This window comes from Dyadobacter tibetensis Y620-1, from assembly GCF_000566685.1.
Lineage (GTDB): Bacteria > Bacteroidota > Bacteroidia > Cytophagales > Spirosomataceae > Dyadobacter > Dyadobacter tibetensis.
The window spans coordinates 159,114-185,717 of sequence record NZ_AZQN01000007.1; the positions used below are offsets into that span (position 1 = coordinate 159,114).

A 26,604-nucleotide genomic window follows, 5' to 3' on the forward strand; every position below is an offset into this window, starting at 1 on the left:
TTGAAGGTGCCTCCAGGGTTCCTTCAAGCATTTTCAGGGTATACTGATTTATCTCTTCTTAAACTCTAAATAATCGGTAACTACAGGCGACTTGCCTGGGTCGGTCAGCGTTAGGGTGATACCAATTTTGGTACTTCCTGCAGCATCTCTGATTTTCACGCCATCCCCACTTACCCTACGGATCTTCTCAAAACCATTATCTGAATAAACCGCATCTTCATTAATTTTAAAGTTGAGTGCATCAATAACGACAACCTCGTCAAAGGTATATTTATCGGTAACCTTAATCTCCTTTCCCAGATCCTTGAACGTGTACTCAACGGTATATTCTATCCCCAGGAGGTTTTTGTCCAGGCGAGAAACTACCCAGGTCTGTGCCGTGGAGTTATTACCGTTTACGGTATTGGTCCAATATTCGCCCACAAATTCATTGCTGTGGTCAGGGGCCGGTTCCTCACCCTTGTTATTATCCTTACAGGCACCCATGAAAATAATCAGACAGCAAAAAAGTACTTTTTTCATAATGTTAAATTTTAATTGGATCATAGCTTAGGGGCAAAATAAACATTCATTGATTCCCTTTATGCAGAACATAACGAAAAGTCTGTGCCAGACATATATCAATGAATCTACAATTTCACAAATCTAGGTAAATACCCGCTAAAAAGGCAAGTTTCCTAGATCCACATTTCCTCCGCTGACGATTACCCCTACCCTTTTTCCCTCAAAAAGCTTCTTGTGGCGTATAATGGCGGCCAAGGTTACTGCTCCAGAAGGCTCCACCACCAGTTTCATTCGTTCCCAGATCAACCGCATTGCCTCAACAATCTCCTGATCGGAAACCAGGACTATTTCTGAAACGAATTTGTGTATAACCGGAAAGGTTTTATCCCCTAAATAGGTAAGTAGTCCGTCGGCTATGGTATCGACGTAAGGAGCCTTTTGTATACTGCCTGATTGGAGTGAAAGAACAGCATCCGCCGCTCCTTCTGGCTCCGCCCCTATGACCAGGGTATTTTTAGAAAAATAATGGGCACTTAAGGCGGTCCCACTCAACAATCCTCCTCCGCCAACAGGAGCCAGCAAGTAGTCAAATGGCTCCGTAGAGTCTTCGATCATTTCCTTAGCTACTGTCGCCTGCCCTTCCATCACGCCATAATGATTGAAGGGGTGGATAAAGGTAGCTCCAGTTTCGGCCACTATTCGTGCCACAACAGCTTCCCTGTCTTCCGGGGTATTTTCGCAAAAGGTAATGGATGCTCCGTACCCCCTCACCGCACTCACCTTTACCTTAGGAGCATTATGGGGCATAACAATATAGGCCTTGATGCCCCTTAGCGCAGCCGCACATGCGATTGCCTGGGCATGATTCCCTGAAGAATGCGTGGCAAGCCCGTTGGCCAAAACTGCACTATCGAGGCTTAGCATGGCATTTAATGCGCCCCGTATTTTAAAAGCACCAATTTTCTGAAGATTCTCTGGTTTAAAAAATAAATGTGCTCCTGTCAGTTCATTCAACATCTGAGAGGTCATCAGTGGGGTACGATGAATGAAAGGGGTGATACGCTGATGCGCTTCCCGCAAATCATTTTCGGAAGGATAAGAATTGGCAAAATTGACGGTTCCATTCATGCTTTACAATCATTTATATCGGATAGGCCTTGGCAATATAGAAAAAAGGGCACACATCTGGAGATGTGTGCCCTTTTAGTTATTTTTCTACTAACAATTACTTACCAGCGTTCGGTGTGTAAAGGTTGAAGAATTGATCCAGCTTAGGAGTAATGATGATCTCCGTACGACGGTTCAAGCTTCTGTTAGCAGCGCTGTTATTATCCACCTTAGGTAGATACTCACCGCGTCCACCAGCTATCATACGTACTGGCTCAACACCATATTTCTTCTGAAGAGTACGCGCTACAGAAGTCGCACGCAATACGCTAAGATCCCAGTTGTCAGCAACTTTTTCAGTTGAAATGGGTACATTATCCGTGTGTCCTTCAATCAGGATTTCGATGTCTTTATAATCGTTCAAGATTTTGGCCACCTTGCCCAATACCGACTCGGCTTGGGTGTTGATCACAGAGCTTCCAGAACGGAATAGCATTTTGTCAGACAAAGATACGTAAACCACACCTTTCTTCACTTCGATCTGAACGTCTTCGTCGCTCACATCCTGAAGTGACCGTTTTAGATTCAATACCAAAGCCATGTTCAAAGAGTCCTTACGTTGAATGCTCTGGTTCAGATCCCGGATCTGAGTTCCCTGTGCATCCATCATGGCCAAAGATTTCTTGATACTCTCCGATCCTTCCTTGGAAATCACAGATAGATCAGACATACGATCCAAAAGATTGTTATTATTTTTCTTAAGGAAATCAATTTGATCCTGCATTTCCTTAAGTTTGGCGTTCTTAGACGTTAGCTCATCATTTTTAAGCTTTAGGTCATTATTTAGGCCAGCGGTTCTGCTATCGCAATCGTTCAAGTCGGCACGAGCCTTGTCCAGTTGAAGTTGAATTTCATTGGCTTTGTTCTCTGCCGAAAGTAATTTTTTCTTACTTGCACACGATCCGAGTACAAACAGCATAGCAACAGCTACAAGCGTATTTCTCATAATTAATAAAGGGTTATTGGTAGACGGTTAACACTGGTTATTTAAAATAAAACAAAACTTAAATTCAAGGATTATTAAAATCGGGCCAGAAACGGCTACCCATAATTTTAAATTGCAAAGGTATAAAAAAAGTCAGACTACGATATATAATCTGACTTTTTTGTCACATTTATTACTGTCAGAATTACTCTTTTGCTAATATCGTATAAAATAATATGGATTCCTATGAGATTTAATACTGTTACTGACAAATTCTGCTATCATTTTGTCATATTTTTCCTGATCAATTTTTTTCCCTTTCAGTTTCTTGGGAAGTTGTAACTGCTCGTCAACTGGCTTTTTTTCCACTTTTACCGCTTTTATGATGACTTCTCCGTCATTCACGTCTACTTCCAGAATGATACCAGGCAGTCCAAAATATCGTTCAGGACCTGCACTGCCCGCCAGGTCATTGGCAAACCAGGCCGTTACCTTTTGTCCCTTCAGAGTGTCCTCTGTAGTAGCCATCATACACAGATAGCCATTTACTTCCTTTATCTTGTTGAGCACCTTCCATTTCGGTGCCTTAAGACTATCAGAAATGATATAAGTCTTCCCCGAGAACTCTTCAATTTCTATTTTTTTCTCATTTTCATGATCATACTGTAATACATACTGCGATTTGCGCCATTGGTACCCCCCGTCCGCTTCTTTTTCTATATCTTCGTAATGGCTCATCTTCCCATTGGTAGCTAGTAATCCCCTATTTTTATCGCCCTCGTCATTGCTCCCCCAGCTCGTTTGAGCCCTACTCCGCTCCTCTTCCGTTAAGTAAGTGAGCTTGTTAAGGATTTTGGCCCAGTACGAAGTTTTCTCATAGGTAACTTCACCTTCGAAAATCTGTCCCACTGCTCTCAGCTGTATACACAACAGGCAGCAGACACTTAAAATTTTGTATTTCATCATTCGTAAAATTAAGAGAACTCAAAAATTATTATTTCTTCTGACACTATGATTCATCCCCCTCATATTATAGGATAAACTCAGCATAAAATACCTCCCCAAGGTACGAACAGACTCATAACTAACAATATTGCTGTAGGCCCCCTGATTAATCCCACGATTCTGATTGAATACATCGTAAGCAGAAAGTCGGATCTCACCCTTTTTCGATTTGAGGAAAGGTCGGTAAACCGAACAGTTTAGAATAGAAATGGATTGATCGAAATCGAACCGATCGTTCACATAGCTATTTAATCTAAAACTAGAATTAAAATATACTTCCATTGGCAACTTGATATTCATTTCAGCACCATATCCACTGTTGGTATACTTCTGATCTTGGGTGCTGCTAATAGAATAGGACGTATTACGGATATTCCAGTTTGCATCCGTATAAACCGTAAATTTATCACTTGGGGTGTAATCCAGCCTTAGACCTAAGCCATACCCGTTAGAAAGCGTTTTATTTAATACCCCGTTAATATTAGTCAGGTTGTTATCACGAGAATAATTAAGGTTGATATTAAGGTTGCTCTTGGTTTTGACAATGGGAAAACCATATGTTCCGTAAACTCCTAAACTTTTCCCTCCGTCGATATTCATCGGGGTGGTGGTGGTCACCAAATTTTCATCCACCTGCTGATTATAAATCACCTGGTTCTGATAGTAATTAAAGTATCCGCTTATATACATACGCACGAAACTGCTTGGGTTAAAACTATTGTATCCCAAATTGGCCGAGTGCCGTTTTGTGGGAACCAGATTGGGATTACCTACTCTGATATAGAGCGGATTGCTATAATCAATAATAGGTTGCAGGGCAGTTATCGCCGGTTCGTCTATGTTAACGCTATAACCTCCATACAAGAAACGGTTACTCTTCAAATCATAATTGATTGAGAAGTTGGGCGTCCAGTTCGCAAATTTTCTATCGATAAAGAAAATATTGTCCTCTCCCTTTTCTACTGCAAATTTCCCGTTCATTTCAATTTGCTGCCAGGCCAACCCACCGGCCAGATTAAATCCATTATTAGAGTAACGTAAGGAAGTTCCGACCCGATTAAAGCCGGTTTTATTTATATAGTACCTACTTAGATTCCGGTTCAACTCCCGTCCATCTGTCACATCATACACCTGACGATTGACATCATCCTTTTTCTGACTAAAATTATAGAACGATTCCAGCACGAATCTTTTGGATAAGGGTTCAATATATAATAAGCTGGCCTTTACCTGACTACGGAGGCTCTTGGTCAAATTATCTTGGCTCACGTCTCTATTGGTTGTACCTCCATCCTCTCTGAAGAATTTATTGGTTGAACGGAGGATTTCTTTCCCATCCGAATTATTAATGTTATACCCAAGGCTTACGGCAACATTTCTTCCTTTTTTGGCAAACTTTCTTCTATAGATTCCCGTATTACCCATGGCAAAGGCATCGAATTCATTATAATTATTGGTCGTGCTTAAGGTGGATAGCATAGTCTCCGTATCTTCTCCCCTAAAGAGTCGCTGACTGCTTTTATAATCACTGCTCCCATCGCCAATTCTGGAGTTCGAGAGCAAGATCAGGATATTTAGGGAGTCAATATTTTTCTCAAAGCGAATACCAAACCGATGGTTGCGATTCATATTGTTCCGAGAGTTGGTATCCAATGTGGTGAATTCCGAAGTATCCAAAAATCTCGTTTGCTTTTGAGTGGCATCCAGATCCTGATGATTTTCATTAAAATAGTAGCTGGTATTGATTTTCGTCTCCTTGGTATCATAATTATAATTGGCGCCTCCCGCAAAATTCTTATTATACCCTCGGTTCTGTCCTCCTCTTCCGGCCTGTATGGTTAAGCTTTCGTCGTCGCCCCCGAAGCTGATATACCGTCCCCCGCCAAAACCAAAATCACCGTCATCGCCCCAATTGAAGGATTGACTACCTTTGAAATCCTGATAATCATCCCAGGACATGCCTCCGGAATTGGTGTTATTTCCAAGGCCTATTATGGCAAATTGATTTTTCTCGTTAAAACGATTATAATTGATCTTTCCTGCCAGTCGCTTATCGGTACCAGCGGCGGCCGTTACCTTACCAAACCCTCCTTTCTTATGGCTGTCTTTTAGTTGCAGGTTTAATGTTTTATCGTGCTTGCCGTCGTCAATTCCCGTGAGTCGCGATTGTTCGGATTTTTCGTTAAAGACCTGAACCTTTTCTATGGCCTCAGCCGGTAAGTTCTTTGTAGCCGCTTTGGTATCGTCTCCAAAGAAGCGCTTCCCATCTACAGTAACTCTTTTAACAGTCTCGCCCTGAGCAGTAATACTCCCATCTTGCTCTACTTCCATTCCCGGCAACCGTCTCAATAGGTCCTCGACCGTGGAGCCTGGAGGAACTTTAAAGGAGCGGGGATCATATTCGACCGTATCCCCCCGTATACTTAAAGGGGCCCTGGCCGTTTTGATAACCACCTCATACAGATCCTGGTTGAGTTCCGCCATCTTGTTACTTCCCAAGTCAACTGTAGATTCCCCTGTGGGCTTCACCAAATACTGAAAGGGTAAATAACCTACATAAGTTGCCTTAAGTAAATAATCCTGGCGCTTTACATTTTTGAATACAAAGCCTCCTTCCTTGTCGCTCCTTTCAAATGTTGCCAAAGAAGAATCGGCTGGGAGCAATAACATGACCGTCGCTTCGGGCAACCCCTTTCCACTACTGTCGGTAAGAAAACCGCTAATGGTAATACGACTAGACGATTGAGCGAACCCTGTCATGCTAAGCAGGACGAGTAGCTGCACGAGTAGTAACTTTTTCATAATTAAAAGCAATTGTTTTCATGGTGATAAATCGTGCCGACCCTGGCCCACTTCCCCCTCTGCCCTATTACGTCACTATTCTATGCAAAATTTTACTTCTGCTAAGATAACATACAAACTTAAGAAAATATTATGTATAGGTTACATTAATATTAAGCTTTTGTAAAAAAATTGTGAAGCAGTCCCGGACATAAATTACCTTTGTCAAAAAGCTAAGAAGATTCATATATGACACGAATAGGGCTCCTCTCCGACACACATGGCTATCTAGACCCGAGAATACTAGAACATTTCGCTCAATGCGACGAGGTGTGGCATGCAGGAGATATAGGAAGTCTGGAAATAATCGATCAATTGGAGGCTTTCAAACCTTGTCGAATCGTATATGGCAATATTGATCATAAAGAAATTATGATCAGAACTCAGGAGAATTTACGATTCGAAATAGAAGGCTTCAATGTATGGATTACACATATTGGAGGAGCACCTCCCCGATACAATCCTTCTGTATTGCCTTTTTTGAAGTCGGAACTTCCAGACTTGTTTGTCTGTGGCCATTCTCATATACTGCGGGTAATCAGAGATAAGAGTCTGGACGATATGCTCTATATCAATCCAGGCGCCGCGGGTAAAGAAGGATTTCATAAGATCCGTACCCTCTTACGCTTTAACCTACACGAGGGAGTGATTAGCAGTATGGAAGTAGTGGAATTAGGCAAAAGAGGATCCTTAGAATCGTAGCCCTTATAGCTGTTCTTTAATTTCCACTAAAAATTTCCGCACCCGTACTAATCTTTGTACCAGGAGCTCGGCCTCTTCTTTCCTTCGGAGCTGCTCTCTTGCTCCTTTAATCGTCCTGCCTTGCTTTTCTTTTTGGTGCATAATTTTCCTGATCACCTCTATATCCTGCTCGGTGTATCGTCTTCTATTCCGTGAATCCCTTTTGGGAGCCAATTGAGGGAATTTTTTTTCCCAAAAACGAAGTGCTGAAGCCTCGCAGCCTACTAGCTCAGCTACCTCGTTGGTATCGTAATATAATTTCTGATGCTTTTCCATAGTATATAAGGCAAAAATATAAAATGCCTGATTAAGACCCAATTGGAGGCGCAGATTCCCGCTGATTACCTAATAATACTGATCTAATAATTAAGACTTTTTTTGTTAAACTTCTGATTATTAGAGATATAACACTTTTAGTCTACATCCAGAACCCTCTTAAGTTATTCTGGCACGATAATTTTAAACATAAAAGTAGGATTAAATCAACAGCGTTATGGACATGATCATATTATTAAAAGCCTTAGGCAATTTATTTTTTGCAGGCATTTTACTTTTTGCTATTTGTTTCTGGGGTGTTTTCTGCGGGGTTATCTATACCTTAGGAATGTTTGTGAAGGAGCAGCTAAGCTCCAATATCTCTAAATCGAGGGGATTAAAACATAAAGCTACTCCTTCAAGTTGGAAGGCCCCCTGGAAGGCCGCATGGAAGGCTGAGTCTGCCGGACGCTCCCTGTAAGCCCTTAATTCTGTTTAGGGATTTTCTATCTCATTTCTACTGATGTTAAGAAATCAGTTTTTGGCGGAGTAAAAATTCTAACTGCTCATTGACCTCCGTCAGGGTATCTATCAATCCCCTGTTTTTTTCTCTTAAACTAAAGATTTCGTAAGCATTTTTAATTACGATCTTCATCTGATCCTCATCCCAGGGTTTGTTGATATAGTAATAGATATGTCCTTTGTTGACTGCGTCTATTACAGCATTGACATCCGTATAGCCTGTCAAAAGTATTCTAATAGGGTCGGAATACTTTTTAAGAACTTCAATTAGAAAATCTACACCCGTCATCTCAGGCATTCTTTGATCGGTGATGATGACGTGAACGGTTTCCTTTGCCAAAATTTCCAGGCCTTCCGCTCCAGAGGTAGCGATCATCACGTTAAATTCCCTCCGGAATGCGGCTTTGAACGAATTGAGGTTGTTAAGCTCATCATCTACATAAAGTACGTTTACCTTTTCTGAACTATCCATATATGATTTAAAGGAGAAGCAATGAATAAAAAAACAAATTAATGAAGTTTGTTTGAATAAAATTCTATTGTGACATAATTTTAAGGATTAAATGTTAATTTCGACGGTCATTCTAATTCCTAAGTTTGAGATCAACGAAGATGTATAATGGGAACTTTTGTCTGTGCACCTGAGTAGCCTGTATAATTGGTTGAAAATAATGAAGAATTTCTCAGACCCAACTTATCGGTCCATGAAAATTAGACCCTTATAATATGAAAAGCTATCAATATTAAGAACTTCGTGCAACCCTACAATGCAATTAAATAAAAATCCGGATTATCTTCCGCAACTATTTCCCCATCACCAGGGACGGGATAGTAAGGAATTCTGGTTACTCAACGACCAACAAGAGTTAAATTTTCTCGATCTATTCGAAAACCAGAAAAAGGAACTCTTCAAAATTAAGAATCCAAAACGTCGATTCACGGCTCAACAACTCGACGAGCTCTATATGGATTGGGCCAGCCGCTGCGATGTGAACAGGGAGGGTACCTGGGTATACTATCCCTGGTCTCGGCGCATGCTCAGGATATTGGACGAAGCCGAATTCATCCAGCTCAGAACGAGTCGTAACCAACATAAGATCACCGCCTCTGAACAATCTGTACTCAAGGAAAAAACCATCGGAATCATCGGCTTGTCGGTAGGAAATGCTGTAGCCATGACGCTGGCCATTGAGCGGATCGGAGGGCATTTAAAACTCGCAGATTTTGACGAACTCGAACTTAGCAATCTCAATCGAATCAGAACAGGATTGCATCACTTAGGTTTGAACAAGGCAATTGTTACCGCACGGGAAATCGCAGAAATAGACCCCTACCTGAAGGTAACCTGTTATACTGAAGGAATTACTGCCTCGAATATCGATACTTTCCTGGGAGGAGATGATCCTATTGATTTGCTGATTGACGAGTGCGACGATTTGCAAGTGAAAATTCTTGCCCGCCTGAAAGCCAAAGCATATAGGCTCCCGTTAGTTATGGAGACCAGTGATCGGGGCATGCTGGATATAGAACGATTCGACCTGGATCCTGCCCTGGCCATATTCCATGGTAAGTTAGCAGACCTTTCTGATTCTTTTTTAAGGGAAGTGCCTGCCGAACATAAGATGGCCTTGATCATGCGGATTATCGATGCTCCCAATACTTCTGCACGGGGACGTGCCTCATTAATCGAACTGGGACAAACCATTGGCACCTGGCCTCAACTGGCCAGCGCAGTAGCTATGGGAGGAGGGGTGGTAGCCGATATCAGCCGCAAAATACTTCTGAATCAACACAGTACTTCCGGTAGATTTTATGTCGATCTAGATGAAATTTTGCCTGATAAAGCAGCCCGTAGGAAAAAATCGAACCCTGAGGAAGATTTCCCTCAGCATTCCACCCAAGTCGTCCCTACAGGTCAGGACGGCGCAATTAACCTCGATAAAAGCATAGCACTGAGTGCTGAAGAGGTAGCAAATCTTACCACCGGCCTTATCGGCCTTCCCCAGCAGGTAACCGGCTTAAATTATCATTGGTATTGGGATGGGAAACACTTACACCTGATTATTGACCCAGGCCAAAACAATAATTTCGCCCATTTCCATAATCTACCGGGAAAAATTTTGCTGGGCATAACCATGCACTCCCTGCAGCAAAAGGCGCTACAAAGAGGTTTGATGCTTACCACCCTCGACAGTCATGAAGATAACAGAGGCTTAATACATCATACCGTAGGTTTTAGCCGGAGCTCGAATGAGTTGACTGTGGACATCGAAATAAATAGACGTCGGACTTATTTCTTAGATAGCCTTCCCGCTTTACTATCTGCCAATCCAGTTGTTCCTCTGGGCTCTTATGTACTACCGGGATCCCCAGCTCTTTCTATCACCTGGATTACCGATCCGCAGGCCAAAGCGGCCATGGATCGGGCCTTAGGCAGGATGCGGGCCTTAATGATTTTGAACCCTCATGGACATTCTGATTTTTTTGCGCGCGCAATCATCACAGAAAAAGAAGGATTACCTAAATTTCCTGGTTTTGAATTCGACGAAAAAGCGCTTACAGCCTTTTCTATGATAGCTGATTACAAATCGGCAGCGGTACTGAAGTCAATCAATGGTGGCGAACTCTTTACAGGGATATTCACACAAGCCTATCAGTGTAAACTAGCCTACTTGCAGGTCGACCTACCTGATGATCCAGGACGCCTGGGCAGCATGTTGGTTGATCTGTTCCATGCGGCTTCAGACCTGGGGCTAACCGTGGAGCCCTTATGCTTCCCTACTACCCTGTCTAACCGGTCGGGTACCATGCCCGAAGGTATGGACTCCTTAGAACAAGACCGATTGATACAAATTCACCTGGATTTCTGTAAAGAAGCTTCCATGGAATTATCATTTGACCAATCGCTGTTTATCCGTATTGCCTATAGCCATGAGGAAACCGGTGGTCAACGACAGCTTCAGAAGCTAAATTTCGTCATTGATACGACTAACCCAACACATGAATGAGAGCCAGAATTAGAGCATACAAAGCCCCCGACGATGTTGATACAAGCCTTCGCTACGTAGACGGACACCGTAAGGTGCTAGAGTCCTATGGGGTGAAGCAGGTCTCCTCTGCCAATATAGAATGGCTGCACGATCCCGAAACCTATGTGATCATAGTGGAGTCAGAAGAAGGAGATAAAATCTATGGAGGTGGGCGACTTCAACTTCGTAGCCCTGGAATGAAGTTGCCTATGGAACACGGTATTGCAAAGATCGACAATAGCATTTACGACTATGTAGATCGTTTTGGTGATTGCAGAATAGCGGAATTTTGCGGATTATTTAACTCAAAGGAGGTAGCAGGATATGGAATTGGAAGCATTATTTTAGGACGTATTGGCGTGGCCATTTCGACTCAGATAAATCTTAAATACCTACTTGCCCTTTGCTCTCCCCCCACACTCCGAAATTGTACCCGGATTGGATTCGAAATTATTCGTGAGCTCGGCAACAACGGCACATTCTATTATCCAAAAGAAGGATTGGTTGCCACGGCCATCATTGTAAAGGATGTAAATCAAATTCCCCTTGCCAAAGATGATGAGAAAGATCGGATATTTGATTTACGGCAGAATCCACAGCAACTTACCAGTGAGAAAGGCCCTAAAGGCGAGATGATTATACAATACGACACCCTTATTGAATAAGTGTATATGAAATTAATATTTACCTGGGCTTTTCTTATTATCGGCATAATCTGCCAGGCTGAGACTGAGCCTATTCGCTTTACAGGAGGATCCCAGATTATTGGTAAAAACTTAGAAATATTTGAGGATACATCTGGCAAATTAACGATCAAGGAGATTCGTGAGCAGAACAATTTCATTAAAAACAATGAAGATGCTGCCAATATGGGACAAAGTGAATCGGCTTACTGGATACGATTCACAATAGACAATCTTACCCCCAACTCCGATTTATTTCTGGAACTGGCCTATCCGCTCATTCATCGTTGTGAATTATATTATTTCGCTGGGAAAGCCGCAATAGCACATAAATATTCCGAATACGACACCTTTGACAGCCGGGATGTCAAGCATCAGAATCTAATATTTCATCTTACCGTTCAGCCTAATGCCCAGCGGGAATACTATCTAAAAATAACAGGGGAAAGCCAGGTGATTCTGCCTTTGATTATTCATGATCAAAAGCATTTGTTCGAGTCCTCCTTATTCGCAGAAACCATTAATGGAATTTATGCGGGAATCATTCTGGTGATGATCTTATATAATTTATTTATCTATTTCTCTACCCGCGAGAAAAGCTACCTGTATTATGTACTCTATATATTATTTATAGGCTTGGCGCAAACTACCCTTTCTGGCTATGCCTATAAATATTTATGGCCATCCTACCCTGGCTTTAATTCAAATGCAGTAATCTGGTTTTCAGTAATCTCTGGAGTTTTTGCAGTATTTTTCTTTAAAAACTTCTTACAGGTAAAAGAAAAACTTCCAATAGGCATTCTGCTGTTAAACATTATGCTGACTCTTTATGTATTAACTGGATTGCTCAATGTCTTTGGTTATAAAGCCCTGAGCTTTAGAGGCGTGGACATATCGGGGGGGTATGCCGCATTGGCAACGACCTTTGTAGCCATAAAAATTGCCATGCAGGATTACCGTCCGGCCAAGTTTTTCCTGGCGGCCTGGTCCATCTTCTTATTGGGTCTGATATTGCTGGTTCTACGTAACATCAATATTTTGCCCTATAATATGTTCACGACCTATACCATGCAAACGGGTACCATATTTGAAGTGATACTGCTTTCCTTTGCCCTTGCTGACAAAATTAACATTCTCAAAAAAGAACGGGAAGCTTCCCAGGAACGAGCACTATTGATCAGTAAGGAAAATGAAAGAATTATTAAAGAACAAAATATTTCTTTGGAAGGCAAAGTACTGCAACGAACCAAAGAATTAAGCAAGACCAATGAAGAATTACAAAACACACTCAATCAACTGAAAGACGCACAGAGCCAGATCATAGAATCCGAAAAAATGGCCTCTCTTGGTCAGCTTACTGCTGGAATAGCCCATGAAATCAATAACCCGATCAACTTTGTCAGCTCCAATGTCCGACCATTGCGTCGGGATATTGATGATATTTTAGAAATGCTGGATGCCTATGGTGGCCTCGAAGAGTTTGAGTCTCAGGATATATTCAATAATAAGGTCGCACAGATAAGACGGTTAAAAAAGGATCTAGATATAGATTATCTAAAATCGGAACTGGATATGCTGCTTACAGGCATGGAAGATGGAGCCAAGAGAACAGTCGAAATTGTTAAAGGTTTGAAGATATTCTCCAGGGTAGACGAATATGATCTGAACCTGGTAGATATCAATGAAGGGATGGAATCTACCTTGGTTATCTTGAACTATCAGATAGGAAGTGAAATCACCCTTGAGAAGGACTTAGGGGAGATTTCTAAGGTAGAATGTTATGGTGGAAAGATCAACCAGTGCTTTATGAATATTCTCAGCAACTCAATTTATGCACTAAAGAACGATCCCGACCCCGCTAAGAAGCCCCTCTTATCGGTAAAAACCTGGCAGGTAGATGAGGATCATGTGGCCATATCCCTTAAGGATAATGGAACGGGTATTCCGCCGGAGGTTAAAAGTAAAATATTTGATCCATTTTTTACCACCAAACAGATAGGTGAAGGTACCGGATTAGGTCTTTCTATTGTGTTTAAAATTATTGAGGTTCATAATGGAACCTTACAGGTAAATTCTGAAGTTGGGGAAGGAACAGAATTTTTAATTACATTACCGGTACTAAAGAAAAAAAATACCAATTTGCATAACAATGAATGACAGCAAGATAAGGTTACTGTATATCGACGACGAAGAACATAATCTGCATTCTTTCAAAGCCAGCTTTCGAAAGCAGTATGATATATTCACTACAGTTTCTGTGGCTGAGGCTCAGGAATTGCTGGAAAATCATGTCTTCCATGTCGTGCTGGCCGATCAGAGAATGCCTGTCATGACCGGGGTTCAGTTTTTCGAAAAAATCCGCGATAAACATCCGGAAGTCATTCGCATCTTAATTACAGGACATACCGATATTTCTGCCGCCATTGATGCTATTAATAAAGGGGAAGTTTTTCGTTTTATAGATAAACCCTGGGACTATAAATATGTGGAGAACGCTATAACCCATGCCTACGAAATTTATAAAACAAGAGAAGATCTTAAACAAAGAAATCTAGAACTGGAAAAAGCCAATGAAGAGCTCGACAAATTTGTTTACAGCGCCTCACATGATCTCAGGGCGCCGCTAATGTCTATACTAGGAATTGTAAACTTAGCGCTAATCGAAGAGGACCTAAGCTCCCAAAATGAATATTTAGAATTAATTCGTCAGTCTGTCAAAAAATTAGATACATTTGTTATCAATATTATTGATTATTATAAAAATGCTCGTGGGGTACCCATTATAGGAAAGATCAATTTTGATGAATTAGTAACGGATGTATTAGCCACGATACAATATTTACCTGAAAGAGAACGTGTAGAATTTATTACGAATATAGAGCAAGACGGGCCATTTTACTCAGACGCTATGAAGCTCCGGATCATCTTTAACAACCTGATCAACAATGCAATCAAATTCCAGGATCAGAAAAAGACGAACCAAACCGTTAAATTAGAAGTTAAATGTGAGGCGGATGGAGCCAGAATAAAGATTGAAGACAATGGTATTGGTATATCCGACGAGGATAGAGTCAATATTTTTAAAATGTTTTATAGAGCGGGCGCCATAAAGAGCGGTTCGGGTATTGGATTATACATCGTGCAAGAAGCAATCAATAAATTAGAGGGTCGGATTGAAACCAAGTCGACTGTAGGTGAGGGAAGTGTTTTTGAGGTATTCATTCCTTGTATAACCAATGCTAAGGACTAGTCCATGAGAATTTCTACAAATTTTATATTGATCGACGATAGCTCGTTTGACTTGTTCATTTATGAAAAGCTTCTAATTAAATGCGGAATTGCCAGTACAGTACGAAAGTATTTTTCTGCAAAAGATGCCCATAGATGGTTAAGAGAAAATGGACCGACTCTCCCGGAGACCGTGATTTTGCTGGACCTGCAAATGCCCGATATGAATGGTTTCGAATTCATTGAGGCCTATCATCTCCTGGACGACTCCATCAAAAGTAAGGTAGATATTTTTATGCTCTCATCTACCATCGATAGCAGAGATATTGAAAGGGTAAAATCGAATCCTTACATTCTCGATTTACTTTCAAAGCCATTGGATATAGAAATTCTTCACGACAAATTAGTCGCTTTGAAACTCAAAGATTAAATTCCGGAATCATTTCCCGTATCTTATAATTTTACGAACAATTAATCGTCTCCGAACATGTTTTTTGCCCTATTTAATTTAGTAAAAGGCCGTTTTTCTAAAACGGCGATAGAAGAAGCGAAATCCAGCAAAAAAAAGATTACCCGCCAGGAAGCCCTTCAGCAGATGCGCAACCTCGCCCGGAAGTCCACAAATGATTAAAAGCCTTCCCTAACAGCCCTGGCCGTAATAGGCATCTTTTCCATGTTTCCGAAAATAATGCTTATTGATCAGCGCTTGCTTGATGGTTGTACTTTCTGGATTGATTTGCAGAGTAAGAAACGCCATTTTTGCGATTTCCTCCAGAACAACGGCATTATAAATGGCCTTGGCCGGATCCTTTCCCCAGCTGAATGGCCCATGACAGGCTACCAAAATCATTTCAATCTCTTGGTAGCTAAGGCCTTCTTCTCCCATTTTATGAATAATCTGATACCCTGTTTCCAGCTCATAATCTCCTTGTATGGCTGCATCGGTCATCACTTCAGTAACAGGAATGGCCTGTACCAAATGATCGGCATGGGTAGTCCCCAAGTTAGGGATCGCCTTCTGCGCCTGAGCCCAGGCCACGGCATAGGTGGAATGGGTATGGCAGACGCCCCCGATTTCCGGAAAATGCTTATACAGTAATGTATGGGTCTTAGTGTCTGAAGAAGGCCTCATCCCCCCTTCCAACACCTGATTGTCCAAATCCACCAGTACTATATCGGCTACGGTCAATTGATGGTACGGAACTCCACTGGGCTTAATGGCCACAACACCAGCTTCACGGTCGATGCCGCTCACATTTCCGAAGGTAACCTTAGCCAGGCGCTCCCTGGCTATCTCCATATTAGCCTCGTAGACCGCTTCTCTTAGATATTTGAACCCTGACATATCTTATTTTATAAACTTTAAAGTATCTTGAATATTTATATAACCTTACTGGTCACATATACTTCCTCTACAAAGGTCCCGGCCTGTAAGTATTTACCATATAAATGCTGATAAATTCTGGACTCTTCAGGCCGAGGGATATACACAGCATCGAAACCCGTACCCATTGCCTGCTGGGCCTGAGCTAAGTCTGAATGGATGCCCCCTACCACCGAGGCGAACATAGCAGCGCCCAAAGCGCAGGCCTGATCTGCTTTGGCAACCTTAATGGGCACCTGCAAAACATCCGAAAGAATCTGCATAACAAATTCGGATTTCCGCGCCACTCCGCCGATAGCGATCACCTCTTTAATAGGTACCCCCTCACTTTCAAATCGCTTGACTATACTTTTTGATCCAAATGCAGTGCTTTCCACTAAGGCTTTAAATATCTTAATGCTGTTGATTCCAAGGTCTAAGCCCATCATGGAGCCTTTCAGGGTATGGTTGGCATCGGGACTGCGACGGCCGTTAAGCCAATCGACTGCTACCATATCATCTTTTGTTACGGGGAGTGCCTTGGCTTTATCGGCCAGATAGGGGATAATTTTATCGTGAATTTCCCCTGCCAGCTCCATTCCTAATAAATCGCGGACTGGATTCAGGATTAACTGGGCAAACCAGGCATAAATGTCACCGAAAGCAGACTGCCCTGCCTCCATTCCCAGCATTCCGGGAATTACAGATCCATCTACCTGGCCACAAATCCCCTTTATCAATAAATGCCCCACGGATTCATTAGGAGCTACCAGAATGTCACAGGTAGAGGTGCCAATCACCTTACATAGCGCATAGGGTTCTATCATGGCACCGACGGCTCCCATATGGGCATCAAATGCTCCCACACCGATCTTTACATCTTCTGGAAGGCCTAAGCGGCTGGCCCATTCTTTAGAAATAGTGCCCATAGCCATATCTGCCGTATATGTTTCGGTATAAAGCCGACTTCGAAGTCCGGACAATAAAGGATCTAAGGCCGTCAGAAACGCTTCGGAAGGTAGTCCATCGTAGGTCTGATGCCACATGGCCTTATGGCCCGCAGCACAGCGCGAACGCCTGATGGTTAATGGGTCCGTTTCTCCCGTAAGTAACGCTGATATCCAGTCGCAGTGCTCCACCCAGGAGTAGGCAGCCTCTCTTACCTGATAATCAACTCGTAATGTTCGCAAAATCTTAGCCCAAAACCACTCCGATGAATATATTCCTCCCACATACTGGGTGAAGTCGATCTTAAATTGCCTTGCAAGATGATTAATTTCTTCCGCTTCGGCATTGGCCGTATGATCCTTCCAGAGAATAAACATTGCGTTGGGATTTTCAGCAAATTCGGGGAGCATAGCCAAAGCCGTCCCCTCCCGATCCACGGCTACCGGGGTGCTACCGGTAGTATCAATGGAAATTGCCTTGATCCGAGCCGCTACTTCAGGCTCACAGGCGGCCAAGGCATCCCGAACCGCCATTTCCAGCGATTCGATATAATCCAGGGGATGTTGTCGGAACTGAGACTTTCCGGCATCACAGTAGCGCTGAGCCTTCCATCGCGGATACTCACAGAGTGCGGTGGCACATTCACGCCCATCCCCAGCATCGACGATAAGCACCCGAACGGAGTCCGACCCAAAATCGATACCAATTACGTATTGGTCGTCCATTATTTTTCCAAGGATTTAGATTAACTGTTGCTTTTCAGAGAACAAATATAATCAAATATAACAATAGTGTTTTTTTGACACATTTATTTTTTTGAAAATAATTGCTTAGGCTCGGTCAAAATAGTGCCAGAGTCTATATCAACACCTTAAAAGAAAGGGATCAGGACTTTGAGCTATCGGCCATAAAATTCCAGAAAGCATGAAACTTTTCATTATAACGTACCTTATCCAGTCTGTATAAAGTCGCTTTTTTGGTAGTCGAATGAATATTCTTCATCCCAGTATCAATCAGCAAAGAGGTAGAAAGGAGTTTACGGCTAAAATTACGCCGATCGATGGGTACGTCATAGATAGCCTCATAAAGTTTTTGAAGTTGCGGTATGGTGAAAGTTTCTGAAAGAAGTTCGAAGCCGATCGGATGCAGGGCCGCTTTGTAGCGCAGGTGATCGATGGCGTCAAGGACCATTTGGTTATGGTCAAAAATCAGATCGGGACGCCTTTCCAGAACAATCCATGAGGCATTATGACTGCGTACAAGTTCTTCGTCGGACTCCTCGATTTTAATAAGGGCAAAATAAACTACAGATACCGTTCGCGCTCCGGGGTCTCGATTTTTATCCCCTTTTACGGTCAGTTGCTCACAATAAATATTGGTTAACCCAGTAAGTTCCTTCACTATTCGGCCTGCTCCCTGATCCAAGTCCTCATCTGGATACAGAAAACCACCCATTAATGACCAGTTTCCCTTTTGAGGTTCCAGATTACGTTTTACCAGCAATAGCTTGAGATCCCTTCCATCGAATCCAAAAATTATACAGTCAATAGCCACAAAGACTTTAAGGGCGGCAGGATACTTCACCATCAGGTTTAATTATAAAAAAGCAATACAGACTAATTAAAAAAAGTAAAAGGTTACCTCTTGGTTGAATTTCTAAATAGAAAGACATCATGACTTAAGATATACCATTTTTCTGGCCAAGGATATACAAATGTAAGATTATCATCATTTACGACAATTAATATCTATTTATTCCTAAACAAATTTTGCAGAGGCTCAAACATGCTGATTAGCGGAGCTCATATGTCAAATTTAGAACAGCAATAAAAGCAGTATGGGGGCCTCCCAGATCCACATAGGAATGCAACATTAGAAATAGCCATTCTCCTACTTTCTTCTTATAATAGCGCATAATTTTTGAAAACTGGTTCTAGGAGCCGGTTTGAGAAATTCCATATTTGTAATTTTAAACAATTCCTTAATACGTAAAGTATCACCTATTTGAACAAGAATTTCCAACTTTGCAGATAATCAATTATTAGGAAATAATCCTTTTGCAAGAAATAGTCATGACTTTTGATAGCGAAGCCAGTTCTGAAGAAATGTTGCTAGTCCGTTTTTGTAAACATGACGATCGAAAAGCTTTTGAGGCCTTATACCGTATTTATTCCATTCAAGTTTTCAATTATATTCATGCCAAGCTTCAAGATCGGGAAGTAGCCCAGGATCTTACCCAGGATTTATTTGTCAACTTATGGCACCGGCGACACCAACTAGAGATTTCTAAACTGGGCGCTTATTTATTTGGTGCAGCCAAGCATCTGATTATTAGCTACTATCGAAAACAACTTTCCAGAGAGCGCCAGACAGATTATTTCGTAAAACAGCATCCGATTACTGAAGAAACCACCTACCAGGACACTCTGGTAATGGATCTGAGGGGCCGTTACCAGCAAGCTCTGGAACTTCTTCCTTTAAAATGCCGGCAAGTTTACCTCTTAAGCCGAAACGGGCATAGCAATCGGGAGGTAGCCACGGAACTGGGCATATCCGAAAAAACAGTAGAACAACATATTAGCAAGGCATTGCGAACCCTTCGAACGTACCTTCAGGATCACTTGGTTTACCTCCCTTTACTCATCCTCCTTTCCTGATTTCTTGGCATAAGTTCATCAGTTTCATTTCCTAACTCTCATTTTGGATTTCCTAGAAATAATATTTTAACAAAAATGCGGTACTGACTAAGGGTCAGCCGCGATCTGATACGACCTGAAGATATAACGATCAGGCCGAACTAATGAGTCCTTTAAAAATCACTTCTGTATTATTAGAGAAATACCTGCAGGACTTATGTTCTCCCGCAGAAAAAAAAGTTGTTGAAGACTGGTATGCCAACTTAGGGGAGGATATAGGTAGGCCTAGTAAACCACTAAGTCATGAGGATCATCGACTAATGGACGAAATGCTCTTTAAAATATCTGGCCGCATCGAGCAAGAGACAGAAATACTTTCGCAACCACAGCGAGTGAATTGGTCTAGAATAATCAGTATTGCGGCGAGTATCTGCCTTATTTCAGGACTTATTGGGTACTTTTTTCTTAAACAACAACCCAACCACACTTCCTTGGCCTATGACAAGACAAATGTAACCAAGGCTGCTTTGAAGAGTGAGTCGGTGCGGTTTAGCAACGATAAGACACGCATTATTGCGCACCAGCTCCCCGACGGCTCCACCGTGTGGCTCCGACCAGGAGCCACGATCCAATATCCCAAGATTTTCTCGGGCCATATTAGAGAGGTAAGTTTTGAGGGTGAGGGATTTTTCGATGTTAAGAAAGACCGGACCCATCCTTTTGTCATACGGAGCGGGGCAATGACCATTGATGTCCTCGGTACGAGTTTTAATGTCAAAGCACACGCCAACGAATCTATACACGAGGTAAGTGTGGTCACGGGACGTGTATCCGTTTCCAGTTTAGGCCCACAACAGCAGAAGCAGCAGGTGGTCTTAGAACCTAATGAGCAAGCCATTCTCCAGACTACAACCCAACAGCTGGTTTCACAGAAAAAAATGGAGCATGTAAAAAAGGAAATCTATCAGCCTACAACAATCCGCTTCGAGGAATGCCCTGTAAGTCAGGTAATCACTAGTCTCGAGACCCGCTTCCGGATACATATCAAATTGAGTCATCAATCTTTAGGAAATTGCAAATTAAGCGCCGATTTCGAAAATCAGCCATTCCCAGTGATTATTGATATGCTGTGCAAGTCCCTGGAAAGCAACTATACCCTTGTTGGTGAAACGGTCACCATTCATGGCACCCCCTGTTCCTGATTAATCACTAAACCCACAAAATATGTCCTAAAAAAAACCTTAACATCCTAATTTACAAATCGACCCGGAAATGTTCCACCATTCCCGGATCGAAAAAACTTACGCCACTTACCCGTTCCACCAGGTAAAGAGGCAATTACTAACAGCGTTCAACTATTAGACTATCAAAATTATGCAAAAATTGGTACCAAACAAGCCTGTAAACTGGCGACTTATTATGCGAATAGGTTTGTTGCAATGGATTATGGCTCTCACAATGGCCACAATAAGTTATGCAAATGAGAGCTCCGCTCAATCGGTTCTGACCCAGGATATATCAGTAGACTTTACCAATATGCCCATCAAGTCTGCCTTAGAAGTGATTCAAAAAGACACTAAAGTCAAATTTGTCTATAGTAGCAAGGTAAATCTATCCACCAAGGTCAGTGCTCACAAAAGAAATGTTAGTCTAGCCTCTGTTCTGGACCAGATACTAATCAAGAACGGAATCCGCTATGAACTGGTAAATGGCCAGGTCTTACTCACCAATAAGAAAAATGAGGTGACCAGTAGCTTCTTGCCGCAAATTCAGCAGAAACTTCAGGAGACCATTCTCCCCGTTGACAGGCTAATTTCTGGAACGGTAGTTGGTGCGGAAGATAAACTCCCCCTTCCCGGTGTAAGTGTAGTACTTAAGGGAGGTCAGTCAGGCACGTCAACCGATGTAGATGGTAAGTTTCAGATAAGTATTCCTGGGGTAGAGTCTGTGTTGATCTTTAGCTTTGTTGGCTATACTTCTCAGGAGATACTGGTAGGAAATAAACAGCAGCTTGAAGTTGTTCTTTCAGAAGACAATAAGAGTCTTCAGGAATTGGTGGTGGTAGGCTACGGAACTCAGAAAAAAGTCAATCTCACAGGTGCTGTCAGCCAGATTCAGGCCAAAGATCTGGAAGACAGGCCCTTGAATAACATGAGTCAGATATTGCAAGGTATGGTACCCAACCTGAATATCACCTTCGGCACGGGGCAGCCCGGTGCAGCCGGTTCCTTAAACGTACGTGGCGAAACTTCCATTAACGGTGGAGGACCTCTGGTACTGGTAGATGGGATCCCCGGTGATATCAACCGGCTCAACCCCAATGATGTGGAATCTGTATCGGTATTAAAAGATGCTGCGGCCTCCGCCATCTACGGAGCCCGGGGCGCATTTGGCGTCATCTTGGTTACGACCAAATCGGCAAAAAACGGAAAAACCACTATTGGATATAGCAACAATTTTGGTTGGGCTTCCCCTACCGTTAGTACCGATTTCCTTACGACCGGTTACGATCACGTAAGACTCAACGATGAAGCATTTCGCAGAGCTACCGGAAATACCTACACACGTTATTCAGAGGAAGACTATCAGGAACTTGAGGCCCGTCGCTTCGACAAAACCGAACATCCCGATCGCCCCTGGACTGTCATTAAAAATGTTAATGGGAAAGACATCTATAATTATTATGGAAATTATGACTGGTGGAATACCCTTTTCCAAAAGGTTCAGACCAGTCAGCAACATAACCTAAACTTATCTGGAGGGACCGATAAGATTAATTATTTCGCTTCGGGCTCGGTATATCAGAAGCAAGGAATAATGCGCATTAATACGGATAAGTTTACCTCGTATAATCTTAGAACGAAGATTAATGCCCAAGTTTTACCTTGGCTAAAATTCAGTAATAACACCCAATATTTCACCTCTGAATATAGCTATCCGGGTAGAGAAGGAGGAGCTAATGCCAACTTTACGGCAATTACCGTACATGCCATGCCTGCTTATGCCCCCCGTAATCCAGATGGCACTGCTACTTATAATACGCTGAAAAACAACTATTCCATTGGAGACGGACTTTTCGCCAATTTATTGAATGGGGATTCCAAAGGCGCGAAACGTAACCATGAACTTCGTACTATTAACGAGGTTACCATTGACCTGAATCCAAATTGGAAAGTAATCGCCAATCATGCTTATTCATTTTATATAGCCCAAGACTGGTATCGAGCCGCTGTAGCCCAATATTCTATTCAGCCTGGCGTTCTCGAGCCCGTTCCTAACTATAATGTGGATCAGTTAAAAAACACGTTTTGGTTTGACCCTACGAATGTGGTTAACCTTTATAGCAGTTATAACAAAAGTGTTGGTAAACATTATATAGGTTTGACGGCCGGTATGAATTCAGAAACAAAAAAGCACCAACGCCTTTTTGGGGCTCGTAAGAACCTACTTTCTACCAATCTGAATGACCTGAATTTAGGTACCGGTGAACAACTTGCCGATGGCGATTCTTATGAATATGCCCTTTTTGGTGCCTTTTTCCGGGCCGCTTATGATTACGAAGGGAAATATCTTTTAGAGGTCAACGGCCGATATGATGGAACCTCCCGGTTTGGAAGTGGTCGTAGATATGGCTTTTTCCCTTCCCTTTCTGCAGGATGGCGTATTAGCGAGGAGAAGTTCTTCGACCCGGCTCGCAGTATAGTGAATAATCTGAAAATCAGGGCTTCCTACGGAACGCTGGGCAATCAGCTACCTTCTAATAATAGCTCTTCAAGCTATTATCCCTATATCTCAATGATGCCAACCAGTCAATCCAGTTGGTTGAATGATGGTCAGAAACTACAATACCTCAGCAGCCCCTCGCCCATTACTCCTACTCTGACCTGGGAAAAAGCGATTACGACCAACTTCGGTATTGATGCAGACTTTTTTAAGAGTAGACTGAATATTTCTGCAGACGCCTATGTACGGAAAACCATTGATATGCTTATTCCTGGAAAGGTACTACCTGCCGTTTACGGTGCTGCCGTACCTACGGAGAATGCGGGGGATCTTAGAACTCAGGGATTTGAATTGTCTCTGGGCTGGAATGACCAAAAGAAACTTGCCGGAAAACCCTTTGGATATAAGGCATCTTTTATACTGTCCGACGCCAAATCAGAAATTACAAGATATGACAATCCCAACAAAATCCTTTCCAAATATTATGAAGGACAGAAAATAGGAGAAATCTGGGGCTATAGCGTAGCCGGACTCTTTCAGAGCGACGAAGAGGCTAAGTCTTACGGCGTCGATCAGTCTCAGGTAAACCAGCGTAGGCTTAGTGCTCCAGGCGACTGGTCAAAACTTCAGGCTGGAGATATCAAATTCATCGATCTTAATGGCGATGGGAAAATTTCTGAGGGGTCTAATACCCTTGAAGATCACGGAGACTTAAAGATTATTGGCAATACTACCCCACGTTTCCGTTATGGTTTCAACCTGGGAGCCAACTGGAATGGGTTTGATTTCTCAGCCCTGGCTCAGGGAATCCTTCGTCGGAACTGGTACCCAGGCAGCAATGCCGATAAATTCTGGGGTCCATATTCGCGGCCATACTACAGCTTCATTCCTTCCGATTTCGAATCGGATATCTGGACGCCTGAAAATAAAGATGCTTACTATCCGCTTTTGAGAGGCTATACAGCATTAAATGGGAACAGTAGCCTGAGTGTATCCAACGACAGATATCTTCAGAAAGTAGGTTATTTGAGACTTAAAAATGTTGTGGTAGGCTATACCTTCCCTGCAGACTGGTCTAAGAAACTTGGAATCAGTCGCGCACGTATTTATCTAAGTGGCGAAAACCTGCTCACATTCACTCCATTCAGAACCAAATATATTGACCCGGAACAATTGGATGGAGACTTTACTAATGGCCGTACCTATCCCCTGTCAAAGACATTATCTGCCGGCTTAAGTCTTAATTTTTGATTTTGAAAACTGAAAATAAAATGAAAAAATTACTGATATTTTTAATTACGATCGGACTCATATCCTGTGACCTGGATCGGCTGCCACTCGATGCCATTTCTCCTGAAACATTTTTCAACAGTGAGAATGACCTGTTACTTTATACCAATTCCTTTTACAACATGCTGCCGTCGGCAGAAGACGTCTATAACGAAGACGCCGACAACGTCATAAAAAGTAGCATGCGTGCCGAAATACAGGGCAGCAGAATAGTACCAACCTCTGGAGGAGGCTGGTCGTGGAGCGAGCTGCGCAACATCAATTATTTCCTGGCCAATTCGAACAAATGCCCCGACAAAGCAGCCGTGGCCCGTTATAATGGCTTGGCCAGATTCTTCAGAGCCTATTTCTATTATGAAAAAGTAAGGCGTTTCGGCGATGTCCCCTGGTACTCAACCGTGGTAGAGATTAATGACGAAACCATGCTTACTAAGGCCAGAGATCCACGGACAATGGTCATGGATTCCGTACTTGCTGACCTGGATTATGCCATTGCCAATCTAGGGGGTACCCGTCAAATTACCACTATTACCAAATGGACTGCCCTCGCTTTAAAATCCAGAATTGGGCTGTATGAAGGTACATTTCGGAAATACCATCCGGAATTCAACCTTCCCAATGCTGAAAAGTTTTTGGACGCTTCTATAGCTGCTTCCGATGAATTGATCAAAAATAGTGGGTACAATATTTATATGGCCACCCCTGAAACGGCCTATCAGAAGCTATTTTCTGCTGATAATGCCATAGAGGAAGAAGTGATATTGGCTCGGAAATTCAGTGATGAACTACAGGTCTACCACAATCTGAACTATTATACCATGACCGCCTCCTACGGGAAGCCCGGACTTTCCAAAGAACTGGTTAACAGTTATCTTATGGCCGACGGAACTCGCTTTACAGACAAGCCAGGTTATGAAAAAATGACCTATAGCCAAGAAGTTAAAGATCGCGACCCTCGCTTGAGCCAAACCATTCGAACCCCGGGCTACACCCGCACCGGCCAAACTCAGACCCTTGTTCCTGAATTCGGGGCCACCGTCACTGGCTACCAGCTTATCAAGTTCGTTTCGGAACCCAAATGGGATACTTATAATAAGGATATTACCGATATGCCAGTTTTCAGATATGCAGAAGTGCTTCTAAACGATGCCGAAGCTAGGGCTGAAAAAGGAACGCTCACCCAGGCCGATTTGGATAGGACCATTCTACCAATAAGACAGCGAGTAGGGATGCCAGCACTTGACCTTGTAGCGGCTAATAAAAACCCGGACCCCTTTTTAGATGAGCAATATACCCACGTCTCTGGAGAAAATTCAGGGGTAATTCTGGAAATCAGAAGAGAACGAAGAATAGAACTCGTAATGGAAAACTATCTCCGATGGGACGATCTGATACGCTGGAAAGAGGGTCAACTGCTCACTCGGACTTTCGAAGGTATGTACTTCCCGGGCACGGGATCCTTCGACTTAGATGAAGATGGCAAAATTGATTTGATCATCTACAAAGGAACCAAGCCCACCGATAAAGGCCCACAATTATTAAAGCTCGGAAGTGAAATAACCCTGGCCAATGGTGAACAGGGCGGAAATATACTGGTGAACTCTCATATCAACAAAAAATTTGATGAAAGCCGGGATTATCTATACCCCCTACCAAAACAAGAACTTCAATTGAACCCCAATCTTACCCAGAATCCTAACTGGTAACACCCTGGAGGCTTCTTTCATCTTTGTGTGAAAGAAGC

Annotated in this window: 22 protein-coding genes; 12 read left to right on the top strand and 10 right to left on the bottom strand. The window is 42.6% G+C overall.

From position 1 onward, the window contains the following. Positions 1–48: 48 nt before the first annotated feature. The 5 genes from X939_RS0117320 to X939_RS0117340 all read right to left on the bottom strand — a co-directional run bounded on the left by X939_RS0117320 (position 49) and on the right by X939_RS0117340 (position 6,403). Positions 49–522, bottom strand: a complete 474-nt coding sequence (locus X939_RS0117320; protein ID WP_131694806.1) for a hypothetical protein — start codon at positions 520–522, stop codon at positions 49–51. A gap of 138 nt (positions 523–660) precedes the next feature. Next, the gene (locus X939_RS0117325; RefSeq protein ID WP_025764552.1) at positions 661–1,632 is read right to left on the bottom strand and encodes a pyridoxal-phosphate dependent enzyme; all 972 of its coding nucleotides are present in this window, start codon (positions 1,630–1,632) and stop codon (positions 661–663) included. 97 nt (positions 1,633–1,729) lie between these two features. Further along, positions 1,730–2,617 carry an OmpA family protein gene (locus tag X939_RS0117330; protein WP_025764553.1) on the bottom strand — a complete coding sequence of 296 codons (888 nt, stop codon included), beginning with the start codon at positions 2,615–2,617 and terminating at the stop codon, positions 1,730–1,732. 195 nt (positions 2,618–2,812) lie between these two features. Then, on the bottom strand, positions 2,813–3,562 hold the full coding sequence (locus X939_RS0117335; protein ID WP_229236083.1) for a GLPGLI family protein: 750 nt from the start codon (positions 3,560–3,562) through the stop codon (positions 2,813–2,815). An 18-nt stretch (positions 3,563–3,580) separates the two neighbouring features. Continuing rightward, positions 3,581–6,403 carry a TonB-dependent receptor gene (locus X939_RS0117340; RefSeq protein ID WP_025764555.1) on the bottom strand — a complete coding sequence of 941 codons (2,823 nt, stop codon included), beginning with the start codon at positions 6,401–6,403 and terminating at the stop codon, positions 3,581–3,583. A gap of 228 nt (positions 6,404–6,631) precedes the next feature. Between X939_RS0117340 and X939_RS0117345 the strand changes: the two genes are divergently transcribed. Beyond that, positions 6,632–7,144, top strand: coding sequence for a metallophosphoesterase family protein (locus X939_RS0117345; protein ID WP_025764556.1), 513 nt, complete (start codon positions 6,632–6,634; stop codon positions 7,142–7,144). Between the two features lie 3 nt (positions 7,145–7,147). Here the strand turns inward: X939_RS0117345 and X939_RS0117350 are convergent, their stop codons facing one another. Beyond that, positions 7,148–7,459: a MerR family transcriptional regulator gene (locus tag X939_RS0117350; RefSeq protein ID WP_025764557.1), complete on the bottom strand. Its 312-nt coding sequence runs from the start codon at positions 7,457–7,459 to the stop codon at positions 7,148–7,150. A gap of 217 nt (positions 7,460–7,676) precedes the next feature. Between X939_RS0117350 and X939_RS0117355 the strand changes: the two genes are divergently transcribed. Further along, positions 7,677–7,919 (top strand): hypothetical protein, encoded by a 243-nt coding sequence (locus tag X939_RS0117355; protein WP_025764558.1) that lies wholly within the window; start codon positions 7,677–7,679, stop codon positions 7,917–7,919. Between the two features lie 45 nt (positions 7,920–7,964). Here the strand turns inward: X939_RS0117355 and X939_RS0117360 are convergent, their stop codons facing one another. Continuing rightward, complete coding sequence (locus X939_RS0117360) at positions 7,965–8,432, bottom strand: response regulator (RefSeq protein ID WP_025764559.1); 468 nt, start codon at positions 8,430–8,432, stop codon at positions 7,965–7,967. A 295-nt stretch (positions 8,433–8,727) separates the two neighbouring features. Here X939_RS0117360 and X939_RS23180 point away from each other — a divergent pair, with 295 nt between their 5' ends. From X939_RS23180 to X939_RS23820, 6 genes are read left to right on the top strand one after another with little or no spacing between them, the layout of a single operon-like run. Beyond that, positions 8,728–10,968: an Rv1355c family protein gene (locus tag X939_RS23180; RefSeq protein WP_025764560.1), complete on the top strand. Its 2,241-nt coding sequence runs from the start codon at positions 8,728–8,730 to the stop codon at positions 10,966–10,968. Further along, complete coding sequence (locus X939_RS0117370) at positions 10,965–11,654, top strand: hypothetical protein (RefSeq protein WP_025764561.1); 690 nt, start codon at positions 10,965–10,967, stop codon at positions 11,652–11,654. Before X939_RS23180 ends, X939_RS0117370 begins: the two co-directional genes overlap by 4 nt. A gap of 6 nt (positions 11,655–11,660) precedes the next feature. Further along, positions 11,661–13,829, top strand: a complete 2,169-nt coding sequence (locus tag X939_RS0117375) for a sensor histidine kinase (RefSeq protein WP_025764562.1) — start codon at positions 11,661–11,663, stop codon at positions 13,827–13,829. Beyond that, positions 13,822–14,922 carry a hybrid sensor histidine kinase/response regulator gene (locus X939_RS0117380; protein ID WP_025764563.1) on the top strand — a complete coding sequence of 367 codons (1,101 nt, stop codon included), beginning with the start codon at positions 13,822–13,824 and terminating at the stop codon, positions 14,920–14,922. Before X939_RS0117375 ends, X939_RS0117380 begins: the two co-directional genes overlap by 8 nt. A gap of 3 nt (positions 14,923–14,925) precedes the next feature. After that, positions 14,926–15,330, top strand: coding sequence for a response regulator (locus X939_RS0117385; RefSeq protein ID WP_025764564.1), 405 nt, complete (start codon positions 14,926–14,928; stop codon positions 15,328–15,330). 57 nt (positions 15,331–15,387) lie between these two features. Further along, positions 15,388–15,531 (top strand): hypothetical protein, encoded by a 144-nt coding sequence (locus X939_RS23820; protein ID WP_198034445.1) that lies wholly within the window; start codon positions 15,388–15,390, stop codon positions 15,529–15,531. Between the two features lie 9 nt (positions 15,532–15,540). Here X939_RS23820 and araD read toward each other — a convergent pair whose 3' ends face one another. The 3 genes from araD to X939_RS0117405 all read right to left on the bottom strand — a co-directional run bounded on the left by araD (position 15,541) and on the right by X939_RS0117405 (position 18,798). After that, positions 15,541–16,245: an L-ribulose-5-phosphate 4-epimerase AraD gene (gene araD / locus X939_RS0117395; protein ID WP_025764565.1), complete on the bottom strand. Its 705-nt coding sequence runs from the start codon at positions 16,243–16,245 to the stop codon at positions 15,541–15,543. Positions 16,246–16,280: 35 nt separating this feature from the next. Continuing rightward, positions 16,281–17,936, bottom strand: coding sequence for a ribulokinase (locus X939_RS0117400; protein WP_025764566.1), 1,656 nt, complete (start codon positions 17,934–17,936; stop codon positions 16,281–16,283). A gap of 160 nt (positions 17,937–18,096) precedes the next feature. After that, positions 18,097–18,798, bottom strand: a complete 702-nt coding sequence (locus X939_RS0117405; RefSeq protein ID WP_025764567.1) for an NUDIX hydrolase — start codon at positions 18,796–18,798, stop codon at positions 18,097–18,099. Between the two features lie 485 nt (positions 18,799–19,283). On the opposite strand from X939_RS0117405, the gene X939_RS0117415 reads away from it, so the two are divergent. The 4 genes from X939_RS0117415 (at position 19,284) to X939_RS0117430 (ending at position 26,566) form a co-directional block, all read left to right on the top strand. After that, complete coding sequence (locus X939_RS0117415) at positions 19,284–19,868, top strand: RNA polymerase sigma-70 factor (protein WP_025764568.1); 585 nt, start codon at positions 19,284–19,286, stop codon at positions 19,866–19,868. Between the two features lie 143 nt (positions 19,869–20,011). After that, the gene (locus X939_RS0117420; protein WP_025764569.1) at positions 20,012–21,049 is read left to right on the top strand and encodes a FecR family protein; all 1,038 of its coding nucleotides are present in this window, start codon (positions 20,012–20,014) and stop codon (positions 21,047–21,049) included. A gap of 172 nt (positions 21,050–21,221) precedes the next feature. Further along, positions 21,222–24,821, top strand: a complete 3,600-nt coding sequence (locus tag X939_RS0117425; RefSeq protein WP_025764570.1) for a TonB-dependent receptor — start codon at positions 21,222–21,224, stop codon at positions 24,819–24,821. Positions 24,822–24,841: 20 nt separating this feature from the next. Beyond that, positions 24,842–26,566 carry a RagB/SusD family nutrient uptake outer membrane protein gene (locus X939_RS0117430; protein ID WP_025764571.1) on the top strand — a complete coding sequence of 575 codons (1,725 nt, stop codon included), beginning with the start codon at positions 24,842–24,844 and terminating at the stop codon, positions 26,564–26,566. Positions 26,567–26,604: the final 38 nt, after the last annotated feature.

Coding starts and splice junctions, on each gene's coding strand:
- X939_RS0117320 (WP_131694806.1), bottom strand. CDS start 522: ATGAAAAAAGTACTTTTTTGCTGTCTGATTATTTTCATGGGTGCCTGT.
- X939_RS0117325 (WP_025764552.1), bottom strand. CDS start 1,632: ATGAATGGAACCGTCAATTTTGCCAATTCTTATCCTTCCGAAAATGAT.
- X939_RS0117330 (WP_025764553.1), bottom strand. CDS start 2,617: ATGAGAAATACGCTTGTAGCTGTTGCTATGCTGTTTGTACTCGGATCG.
- X939_RS0117335 (WP_229236083.1), bottom strand. CDS start 3,562: ATGATGAAATACAAAATTTTAAGTGTCTGCTGCCTGTTGTGTATACAG.
- X939_RS0117340 (WP_025764555.1), bottom strand. CDS start 6,403: ATGAAAAAGTTACTACTCGTGCAGCTACTCGTCCTGCTTAGCATGACA.
- X939_RS0117345 (WP_025764556.1), top strand. CDS start 6,632: ATGACACGAATAGGGCTCCTCTCCGACACACATGGCTATCTAGACCCG.
- X939_RS0117350 (WP_025764557.1), bottom strand. CDS start 7,459: ATGGAAAAGCATCAGAAATTATATTACGATACCAACGAGGTAGCTGAG.
- X939_RS0117355 (WP_025764558.1), top strand. CDS start 7,677: ATGGACATGATCATATTATTAAAAGCCTTAGGCAATTTATTTTTTGCA.
- X939_RS0117360 (WP_025764559.1), bottom strand. CDS start 8,432: ATGGATAGTTCAGAAAAGGTAAACGTACTTTATGTAGATGATGAGCTT.
- X939_RS23180 (WP_025764560.1), top strand. CDS start 8,728: ATGCAATTAAATAAAAATCCGGATTATCTTCCGCAACTATTTCCCCAT.
- X939_RS0117370 (WP_025764561.1), top strand. CDS start 10,965: ATGAGAGCCAGAATTAGAGCATACAAAGCCCCCGACGATGTTGATACA.
- X939_RS0117375 (WP_025764562.1), top strand. CDS start 11,661: ATGAAATTAATATTTACCTGGGCTTTTCTTATTATCGGCATAATCTGC.
- X939_RS0117380 (WP_025764563.1), top strand. CDS start 13,822: ATGAATGACAGCAAGATAAGGTTACTGTATATCGACGACGAAGAACAT.
- X939_RS0117385 (WP_025764564.1), top strand. CDS start 14,926: ATGAGAATTTCTACAAATTTTATATTGATCGACGATAGCTCGTTTGAC.
- X939_RS23820 (WP_198034445.1), top strand. CDS start 15,388: ATGTTTTTTGCCCTATTTAATTTAGTAAAAGGCCGTTTTTCTAAAACG.
- araD (WP_025764565.1), bottom strand. CDS start 16,245: ATGTCAGGGTTCAAATATCTAAGAGAAGCGGTCTACGAGGCTAATATG.
- X939_RS0117400 (WP_025764566.1), bottom strand. CDS start 17,936: ATGGACGACCAATACGTAATTGGTATCGATTTTGGGTCGGACTCCGTT.
- X939_RS0117405 (WP_025764567.1), bottom strand. CDS start 18,798: ATGGTGAAGTATCCTGCCGCCCTTAAAGTCTTTGTGGCTATTGACTGT.
- X939_RS0117415 (WP_025764568.1), top strand. CDS start 19,284: ATGACTTTTGATAGCGAAGCCAGTTCTGAAGAAATGTTGCTAGTCCGT.
- X939_RS0117420 (WP_025764569.1), top strand. CDS start 20,012: ATGAGTCCTTTAAAAATCACTTCTGTATTATTAGAGAAATACCTGCAG.
- X939_RS0117425 (WP_025764570.1), top strand. CDS start 21,222: ATGCAAAAATTGGTACCAAACAAGCCTGTAAACTGGCGACTTATTATG.
- X939_RS0117430 (WP_025764571.1), top strand. CDS start 24,842: ATGAAAAAATTACTGATATTTTTAATTACGATCGGACTCATATCCTGT.